The sequence below is a fragment of the Pseudolysinimonas sp. genome (genome assembly GCF_031389465.1).
Classification (GTDB): Bacteria; Actinomycetota; Actinomycetes; order Actinomycetales; family Microbacteriaceae; genus Pseudolysinimonas_A.
In genome coordinates, this window is record NZ_JANMSQ010000119.1 from 1 (window position 1) to 9,154 (window position 9,154).

8 protein-coding genes and 1 tRNA gene are annotated in these 9,154 nt (G+C 68.7%); all 9 read right to left on the reverse strand.

The features are described 5' to 3' along the window. Positions 1-625 (reverse strand): MMPL family transporter (locus RMO30_RS04520; protein WP_309710078.1); only part of this gene is annotated, 625 nt, incomplete at its 3' end. Continuing rightward, positions 625-1,203, reverse strand: a complete 579-nt coding sequence (locus tag RMO30_RS04525) for an isochorismatase family protein (RefSeq protein WP_309710096.1) — start codon at positions 1,201-1,203, stop codon at positions 625-627. The genes RMO30_RS04520 and RMO30_RS04525, both read right to left, overlap by 1 nt. A gap of 20 nt (positions 1,204-1,223) precedes the next feature. After that, complete coding sequence (dacB, locus tag RMO30_RS04530) at positions 1,224-2,756, reverse strand: D-alanyl-D-alanine carboxypeptidase/D-alanyl-D-alanine-endopeptidase (protein WP_309710081.1); 1,533 nt, start codon at positions 2,754-2,756, stop codon at positions 1,224-1,226. Positions 2,757-2,886: 130 nt separating this feature from the next. Then, positions 2,887-3,744 (reverse strand): hypothetical protein, encoded by an 858-nt coding sequence (locus tag RMO30_RS04535; protein ID WP_309710084.1) that lies wholly within the window; start codon positions 3,742-3,744, stop codon positions 2,887-2,889. Positions 3,745-3,955: 211 nt separating this feature from the next. After that, positions 3,956-4,028: transfer RNA gene (locus RMO30_RS04540), tRNA-Thr, on the reverse strand. 31 nt (positions 4,029-4,059) lie between these two features. Then, on the reverse strand, positions 4,060-4,701 hold the full coding sequence (locus RMO30_RS04545) for a TetR family transcriptional regulator (protein ID WP_309710086.1): 642 nt from the start codon (positions 4,699-4,701) through the stop codon (positions 4,060-4,062). A gap of 46 nt (positions 4,702-4,747) precedes the next feature. Further along, on the reverse strand, positions 4,748-6,280 hold the full coding sequence (locus RMO30_RS04550; protein ID WP_309710088.1) for an alpha/beta hydrolase: 1,533 nt from the start codon (positions 6,278-6,280) through the stop codon (positions 4,748-4,750). After that, on the reverse strand, positions 6,277-7,428 hold the full coding sequence (locus RMO30_RS04555; protein ID WP_309710091.1) for a DNA polymerase III subunit delta': 1,152 nt from the start codon (positions 7,426-7,428) through the stop codon (positions 6,277-6,279). Before RMO30_RS04555 ends, RMO30_RS04550 begins: the two co-directional genes overlap by 4 nt. A 25-nt stretch (positions 7,429-7,453) precedes the next feature. After that, on the reverse strand, positions 7,454-9,154 hold a 1,701-nt coding region (locus tag RMO30_RS04560), incomplete at its 5' end, for a DNA topoisomerase (protein ID WP_309710094.1).

Consider the following 9,154-nt stretch of genomic DNA (forward strand, 5'->3'; position numbering starts at 1 on the left):
TGGCGCCGCACAGGGCAAACACCGCGGTGCCGAGCACGATGAACGGCAGCAGTGGCGAGCGGTAGACGATCACCAGAATGACGAGCACGGCGCCGAGGGCGGTGAGCAGCAGGATGCCGTCGATGCCTGCGAATCCGGCAACGAGGTCGGCGGTGAAGCCCGCCGGCCCGGTGACGAGCGCGTCGAGGCCCTCGGGCGCATCCTCAAGCAGTGCGGCGAGCGCCGCCACCGTGTCGCGCACCTCGGAGGCGATCGGCACGATGACCTCGGCCGCCTCGCCATCATCCGACGGGATGACGGGGCTCACCCCATCGCCGACCCCCTCGAAGCCGGCCGCGTCAGCCGCGAAGTCGTCGAGGAAGGCGAGGTCGGCGTCGGTCAGCCCGCCGTCGCGCACGGCGACGACAATGGCCGGGATGTCGTCGGCACCCGCAAACTCGGGAACCAGTTGCGACACCTGCGTCGACTCGGCCGAGGCCGGCAGGAAGCTCGCCTGATCGTTGGTGGAGACATCCGAGATCTTGCCGAACGTCGGCCCGCCGAAGCCGGCGAGCGCCAGCCAACCCACGATGAGCACGGCGGGGATCACCCCGCGCAGAACGCGCCGACCCAGCGTCGGTGGCATCAGTTGGTCGCGAGCAGTTCGGCGCCCGCGGCGCCGAGTTCCTCGAGGGCAACCTTCGACGATTCCGGGGCGACCCCGGCGATGAGGTCGGTCAGTACGGCGACCTCGCGGCCGGCATCCAGAGCATCGCGTGCAGAGGCGAGCACGCAGTAGTCGGTGGCGATACCGGCAACGTGCACGACATCCACGCCCTTCTCATCGAGCACCTCGATGAGGTCGCGGCCGTCGTCGGTCACGCCCTCGAAGATCGAGTACGCCGGAACGCCCTGCCCCTTCTTCACATGCACGTCGATGAGGCTCGCGTCGAGCGCCGGGTGGTACTCGGCCCCAGGCGTGCCGGCGACGCAGTGTCGCGGCCAGCTCTGCACAAAGTCGGGCTCGCCTGCAGCGAAGTGCCCGCCGTTGTCGTTGTCGCCGTCGTGCCAGTCGCGGCTCGCTATGACGAGGTCGTAGCTGTCGGCGTGCTCGCGCAGGTACTCGGTGATCCCCTCGGCGACCGCGGCCCCGCCGGTCACGCCGAGCGCGCCGCCCTCGGTGAAGTCGTTCTGCACGTCGATGATGAAAAGAGCACGCACGATGGAAATCCGTTTCTCGGGAATCAGTTGTTCGAGAGGTTGTCGCCGCACGTAAACACACCCGTGGTGAGGGTGTCGAGCGCCGCGCGGGCTGTGCTCTGGATGCCGTCCCCGATCGCGTAGAACGCGAACGCGAAGACCGTGCCGTCGGCGGCTTGCACGAGGCCGCCGAGGGAGTACGAGGTGTCGATCCAGCCGGTCTTCGCGAAGACATGGCCGCGCGCGACGGCGTTCGCCCCGGTGAAGCGACCGGAGAGCGTGCCCGACTGGCCGGCAACCGGCAGTCCGTTGCGCACGACGTCGAGGTTCGGGGCCCCTGCGTTCACCTGGATCATCAGCGCCGTCACCGTCGACGGCGGCACCGCGTTGAACTCGCTGAGTCCCGACCCGTCTTTGATCGTGATCCCGGTCGCCGGAATGCCGAACGTCGACAACGCACTCGGGATGGCCTGCTGCAGCGACGCGGCCGACCCGTTGAGGGCCGACTGCTTCGAGGTGATGCGGGCCAGCATCTCGGCCATCGTGTTGTCGCTCACCAGCAGCATGTGCGGGATGATCACGCTCAACGGCTGCGACGACACCCCACCGAGCTCCGTCGCGGTGTTGACGGCGCTCCCCGTCGTGAGCGTGACGCTGTCGGCGACTTCGTCGTTGGTGTCGGCGGCGCGGAGGGCATCCAAGAAGTACTGCCCGGCACGCCCGATCGGATCAGTGCTGCGCGGGCTGTCTTGCGTTGCCGGGTTGGAACGGTCGCCATCGACCTGCAGGGCGGTGACCTCGGAGTGGTAGCCCTGGGTCTGTTCGGAACGCTTCCACGCCGGATCCCACTTGTCGGCGGACGACCAGTAGCTGGCGTCGAGCACGATGTTGGTGATCGGCGGGCCGCTGTAGTTCGCGAGCACCTGCGCGGCGAGGTCGGCCAGCTTCGGGGCGCCCTTGTAGACGCTCTCCTGCCCGGCCGGGAGGCGACTCAGGGTAGCGTCGCCGCGGCAGACGAGCACGATCGAGCCCGCCTGGCTTCCCGGGTACACCGAGGTGCGAATCTGGAAGTCGGGGCCGACCGTCGCGAGGGCCGCGGCGGCGGTGAGCAGCTTCAGGACACTCGCGGTGCGGGCGGGCGTGTTGCCGGCCCGGTCGAACAGCACCTCGCCGGTGTCGACCCGTACGACGTAACCCGAGAGCGCCATCAGCCGCGGGTCGGCGGCGAGCCCGGCGATCGAACAGGTGCGCAGCCGACTCGCGACGAGGTCACCCTCAGGCACGTCCCGCGGCGGCTCTGGAGTCGGGGTTGCGCTCGGCAGCACCGCCGCGGCGGAACCAACACTCACCCCGGCGAAGACGGTTCCGGTACCGAGGAGCACGAACACGACGGCGATCGCGCCGATGAGCCACCCGGTCGGATGTTTCGCAAACAGCGCCCCGATGCCGCGGGGCTTCTCGCCGTCGGCATCCGTCGCCGGCTCGCGTTTCGACGGCTTCGGCCGGGAGCCGCGACGCGACGCCGGGCCCGCGGCTTCGCGGGCGGCGCGGCGCGAGATCGGCTGCTCGTCGGTCACCTGGCAATGATAGGCGACCCCGCCTGCGCGCATCCGGAGAATGGAGCGGCGCCGAAGGTCTCACACCCGCAACACCCGGACCCGTTCCGGATGCGGCGGGTGTAAGACCTCCGACCCCGCGGTCGATCGGCTAGCAGCCGCCCCAACGCGCGGCAGCGCGGGTGAAGCTGTACGGCTCGTTCGGCACACCACCGTGAGTCATCGCGAAGTAGATGCACACCCCGCCAACCGACCCGGTGACACTCGGCCGGTAGAGAGAGTTGCGGTGCCCTGTGGAGTTCCACCACTTCTGAGCGACCGTCGCGCCGGAGTTGCCCGAACCGCCGGCGAGGTTTCCGTCGCAGCCATAGGACGGCACACCGTCGCTGCGCTGCGAGCCGATGTGGCCCCACGCGCTGGCCGGATCGGTGCTCGGGTCTTCGGCCATCCAGAACAGGCGGTCTTCCATGCAGGCGTCGTAGCGGAAGTTCGACATCGGCACCGGGTACAGGCAGTTGGCGACGCGGATCGCGTTGTAGGCCGCGGCGAAGGAGGCGATATCGCCGGAGGTCGTGCCCTGCACGCCGCCCCCGGAGACGCGACCGGGAGCACCGTTGGTGCCACCGCCGACATTGCCGGGGCACGACTTGCCTTGGGCGGCGAGAACGGCGCGGCGTTCGTTCGTGCCACTCGCCCTGCCTGCGGCAGACACGGGAGGCAGCGGCTTCGGCACCGGCTTCTGGGCGAGGTGCTCGGTGTCAGCCGTGAGCGGAGCCTGGGCAGACACCTTGTAGTCGATGGTGTCGGCAGCGGCAGCGATCACCGTCGAGGTCGTGTCGGTGAAGATCGAGGCGGCGGCGATCGGGCGGCTCACCGTCGAGGCGGCGTCCACCGCGCTGGCCGCCGCGTTGGCAGCCGTCAGGAACGATGGTCCCCCGCCGCCGACGAACGGCAGCACCAGAACCAGCACCGTCGTGAAGACGACCCCCAGGAAAAGTGAACGCTTCATTCTTCGAGCCCCCCGACTCGGGTGACGCGGTCCCCCGGACCGTATGCGTCGGGCGCCTCAACGCCGTGAAAGGGACGCTACGCCCCCTTGCCGGGTGGGAACAACCCCAGGACCGGCAAAAGGAGCCTTCTGCCCGCGAACTGGGGGCATGCGCTCAGTTCTCGAGCGGAGCGGGCTTTTCGGCCGGATAACGGGTGGAGCCGCTGTCTTGAGCCGCCTGTGGGAATCGAACCCACGACCTTCTCATTACGAGTGAGATGCTCTGCCGACTGAGCTAAGGCGGCGGACCCGGCAGGCCGGGAACCGTCGAGAAGTTTAGCCGACGCGCGCGGGAGGGGATGACGCGATCAGGTCCGCGCCGAGTTCGAACGCGCGCTCCACCAGATCGGGCAGACCTGGCGAGGCATCGGGGTGGTCGAGCCAGGCGAACCAGGCGTGCCGGATGAAGGCGAACGCGGTGAGCGCGACGAGACGGGCGCGGTCGGCGGCCTCGGCATCCGGCAGTTGAGGATGCTCCGCCCGCAGCCGCCGCAGTGCGAGGTCGGTGAGCTCCTCCTCGAAGCGGTACACGTTCGCCATGCGGCGGATGCCGAGCGCCGGGTACTGCTTACCGAGCGCCCGACGCTCGCTGAGCAGTTCGGGGTCGCTGAGCAGTCGGGTCGAGCCGTGGACGATGACGCGGGCCAGGCCGCGCAGGATCGGGCCGCGGTCGGCGACGAACCACTCCGTCTCGGGGTTGCCCTCAAGCGTGGGCGCATCGCCGAGGATCGCGTCTTCCTTCGATGGGAAGTAGTTGAAGAAGGTGCGGGGCGAGACGTCGGCAATGCGAGCGATTTCGTCGACGGTCGCCCCGTCGAGCCCGTGCTCGCGCACCACCTGCAGCGCGGCGCGCTGGATCGCGTGGCGCGTCGCGAGGCGCTTCCGCTCGCGCAGGCCGAGCTGATCGGGCGACGTCATCCCGTCACTTTATTGCATCGACTGCAAACTTGTATCCAGGCCGCGTTCAGCAGTTGGGATCGGACTCCGGCACCGAACCGTCGACGAAGAAGGCGTCGACCACTCCCTGCACGCATGCGTTACCCGTCGTGTACGCGGTGTGACCCTCGCCCTCGTAGGTGACCAGGTGCCCGTTCTCCAGCTGGTCGGCGAGCGCGACCGCCCACACATACGGGGTCGCCGGGTCGTTCGTCGTGCCGATCACCAGGATGTCAGCCGAGCCGGGCGCCGCAATCGCGACGCGCTCGCGGGTCGCCGGGAACGGCCACGCCTCACAGAGCGTTCCGCCGTACGACATCACCGGGCCGAACACCGGCGCCGCAGCCAACAGCAGCGCAGCATCCGCCCGCATCGTCTCGTTCGTCACCTCGGTGACGTAGTCGAGACAGTTGATCGAGAGGAACGCCTCCGTCGAGTTGTCGCGATAGGTGCCGTCGGGGTCACGGCCGTTGTAGTTGTCGGCGAGGAAGAACGCCGTCGTGGCGTCGCCGACGAACACCTCGGTGAACAGGTCGTCGAGGTACGGCCAGTTGTCCTGGTTGTAGAGAGGAAGGATGATCGCGATGAACATTGCACTCGAGCCGAGCACGCGGCCGTCGGCTCCCGGGATCGGCGTGATGGCGAGTTCGCCGAGGAGGGCCCCGGTGCGAGCCATCGCGTCATCGACGGTGCCGGTGAACGGACAACCCTCCCTCGTCAAGCAGTCGGCGAGGTACGCCCTGAATGCGTTCTCGAAACCCACCGCCTGAGTCTTCGTGACGTCGAATTCGGTCGTCGACGGGTCGACCGCACCGTCGAGCACGAGTCGCCCGGTGTTCTCGGGGTAGAGGTCGGCGTAGGTCGCGCCGAGGAAGGTGCCGTAGGAGAACCCGAGGAAGTTGAGCTTCTCGTCGCCGAGCACCGCGCGCAGCAGATCCATGTCGCGGGCGGCGCTCACCGTGTCGACGAACTGCAGCAGCGGGCCGGTGTGCGTGAGGCAGCTCTGGGCGAACTCGACGTTCGCTGCGGAGAGGTTGGCGATCCACTCGTCCGACCCGACCGTGCCCGGGATGATTCCGTAGTTGTAGTCGTCGAGGAACGCCGGGTCGTCGTAACAGGAGACGGCCGACGACCGCCCCACCCCGCGCGGATCGAACCCGACGATGTCATAGCTGCGCTGCAGCGTCGCACTCGTCGCGTAGTCGACGCTGTCGAGCACGAAGTCATACCCCGAACCGCCCGGGCCGCCGGGGTTCACCAGCAGCGACCCGAGCTTCGTGCCGGTAGCCGGGTGCCGCACGAGCGCCAACTCGATCTCGGCGTCGCCCGGGTTGTTCCAGTCCATCGGGGCGCGCGCCACGGTGCACTGCATGCCGTTGCCGCACGGATCCCACCGCAACACCTGGTGGTAGTACTCGGCGAGGTCGGCGGCGACCTCCTCCCCCGTCGGCTGCGAGGTCGACTCGACACGCGGCGGCACGAACCACTGCAGACATCCGCTGAGAGTCGCGGTGACGGCGACACCCACAAGCAGGGCGAGCGCGAGGCGTGGGGTCTTCATAGACGGCCTTTCTCACTCAAGTGCGCGGTGTCACGCACCGCGGTGATCAGCATGGCCTCCAGGGCCAGGGCGGGTGCGACGTTGCCTTCGATGCGCGTGCGCGCCTCGGTGATCGCGTCGAGGGTGGCGAGGGTGGCGGCCGGCGTCGTGGCGCGCGCCCCAGCTTCGAGGTCGGAGTAGATCGCGAGGTTCACCGGGTCGGACCTCACGCCGAGCTGCAGCAGCAGGATGTCGCGATACAGCGACAATAAATCGACGAGGATGCGGTCGAGCCCGTCGCGCAGAGACCGCGTGGCCCGCCGCTTCTGGTCTTCCTCGAGGCTCTTCAGCTGGGCGCGGAGCCCGGCCGGAATGGTGCCGCCCGGCTCGACGCCGAGCGAACGCAGGGCGCTCGCCCGTTCCTCGGCGTCACGCTCTTCGGTGATCGCCTTCGCGTCGTCGCCGGCCACCGCGAGCAGCTCGGCTGCCGCGAGCACGGCACCCGACACACTGCGGATGCCGAGCGCGAGCTCAAGAGTGCGCGCCCGGCGGTCGCGGGCCTCCGCGTTCGTCGCGAGGCGATGCGCCATGCCGATGTGGCTCTGCGCCTCGCGGGCGGCGCGGGTCGCCTCGGGCAGGCTCACACCGTCGCGGCGAGAAATCAGCTCGGCGACCTCGTCGACATCGGGCACGCGTAGCCGCACCGTGCGCACCCGGCTGCGCACCGTCGGCAGCAGGTCGGCGTCGCTCGGCGCGCAGAGAATCCAGATGGTGCGGGGCGGCGGCTCCTCGAGCGCCTTCAACAGCACGTTGCTGGAGAGCTCGGCCATGCGGTCGGCATCCTCGATCACCATCACTCGGTAGCGGCCCACCGACGGCGAGAAGTAGCTCGAGGTGACGAACTCCTTCACGTCTTTACGCAGAATCGTGACGCCCTCGGTGCTCAACACGCCGAGATCGGGATGCGTGCGGGCCGTCACCTGAGCCTCTGTCTCGGCCTCGGTGCCGGGGCGCGCGATGAGCGCGGCGGCAAACGCGTAGGCGAGCACCGACCGACCCGACCCGGGCGGGCCGGTGAGCAGCCAGGAGTGAGTGAGCCCGTCACCCTCCGCCGCGGCACGCAGCGTCGCGACCGCCTCGGCCTGCCCCGTCAGGTCGTCCCAACTCATGACGGGAGCGTATCGCGGGGGGGCGTCACTTCTTCTTTGCGGGAGCTCTTCTAGCGGGTGCCTTGCGCTTCACGACCGGACCCTTTGCGCGCTTGTCGGCGAGCATCTGCACGGCACGTTCGAAGTCGATCGACTCGATGTCTTCGCCGCGCGGGATCGTCACGTTGGTGATGCTGTCGGTGACGTAGGCGCCGAAGCGGCCGTCGCGGATGCGGATCGGCTTACCCGACTCGGGGTCGGCGTCGAACTCCTTCAGCGCGCTGGAGACGCGGGCGGCCCCGTACTTCGGTTGCGCGAGAATCTCGAGGGCCTTCGCGAGGTCGAGCGTGAAGATCAGGTCTTCGCTCTCGAGCGTCCGCGAGTCGGTGCCCTTTTTCAGGTATGGCCCGTAGCGACCGTTCTGCGTGGTGATCTCGGCGCCCGACTCGGGGTCTTGCCCGACGACGCGCGGCAGCGACAGCAGCTTGAGCGCCGTCTCGAGGTCGACCGTCATCGGGTCCATCGTCTTGAAGAGGGATGCGGTGCGCGGCTTCACCGCGGCGGCCTTCTTCGCCGGCTTCTTCTTCGGGGTCTTCACCTCGCCCGTGCCGACGTCGACGACCGGCTCGGGTTCCGGGCTCGGTTCGGGCTCCGGCTCGAGCTCGGTGACGTACGGGCCGTAGCGACCGTCTTTCGCCGCGATCTGCTTGCCGTTCTCGGGATTGACGCCGAGGATGCGGTCGCCCACCACGGGCGCATCGATCAGTTCCTTCGCCTTCGCCGCGGTCAGTTCGTCGGGTGCGAGCTCTTCCGGAACGTTGACCCGGCGCGGGGTTCCGTCGGTCGACTCCGGGTCGGGCGTTTCGAGGTACGGGCCGTACTTGCCGATGCGCAGCGTGATGCCGCTCGCCAGCTCCACCGAGTTGATGTCGCGGGCGTCGATGTCGCCGAGGTTGTCGATGACGGTGCGCAGACCCTTGTGTTGGTCGTTGCCGAAGTAGAAGCCGGTCAGCCAGTCGACCCGGTTCTGCTCGCCGTCGGCGATGCGGTCGAGGTCGTCTTCCATCTCGGCGGTGAAGTCGTATTCGACGAGATCGCCGAAGTGGTCTTCGAGCAACCGCACGACGCTGAACGCGATCCAGTTCGGCACGAGTGCCGTGCCGCGCGGGGTGACGTACCCGCGATCGATGATCGTCGAGATGATGCTCGCGTAGGTCGACGGCCGACCGATGCCGAGCTCTTCGAGCGTTTTCACCAGGCTCGCCTCGGTGTAGCGCGGCGGCGGGCTCGTCTCGTGACCCTTCGCTTCGAGCTGCTGAAGCGGCAACTCCTGCCCGACCGTGAGGTTCGGCAGGCGCTTCTCGTCGTCTGCGGTCTGGGCCTCCGGGTCGCGGGCCTCATCATGGCCTTCCTCGTAGGCGGCGAGGAAGCCACGGAAGGTGATGACCGTGCCGGACGCGGTGAAGTCGGCGGTGCCGGCATCCGCTGTCGTTCCGGCGATCGTGACGGATGCCGTCGAGCCGCGCGCGTCGGCCATCTGCGAGGCGACGGTGCGCTTCCAGATGAGGTCGTAGAGCTTGAAGTCGTTGCCGCGCAGCACGGTGCTGAGCTCCGACGGGGTCTTGAAGACGTCCCCGGCCGGACGAATCGCCTCGTGCGCTTCCTGCGCGTTCTTGTTCTTGCCGGTGTAGACGCGCGGTTTCTCGGGAACGGTTTCGGCGCCGTAGAGTTCCGCGGCCTGGCTGCG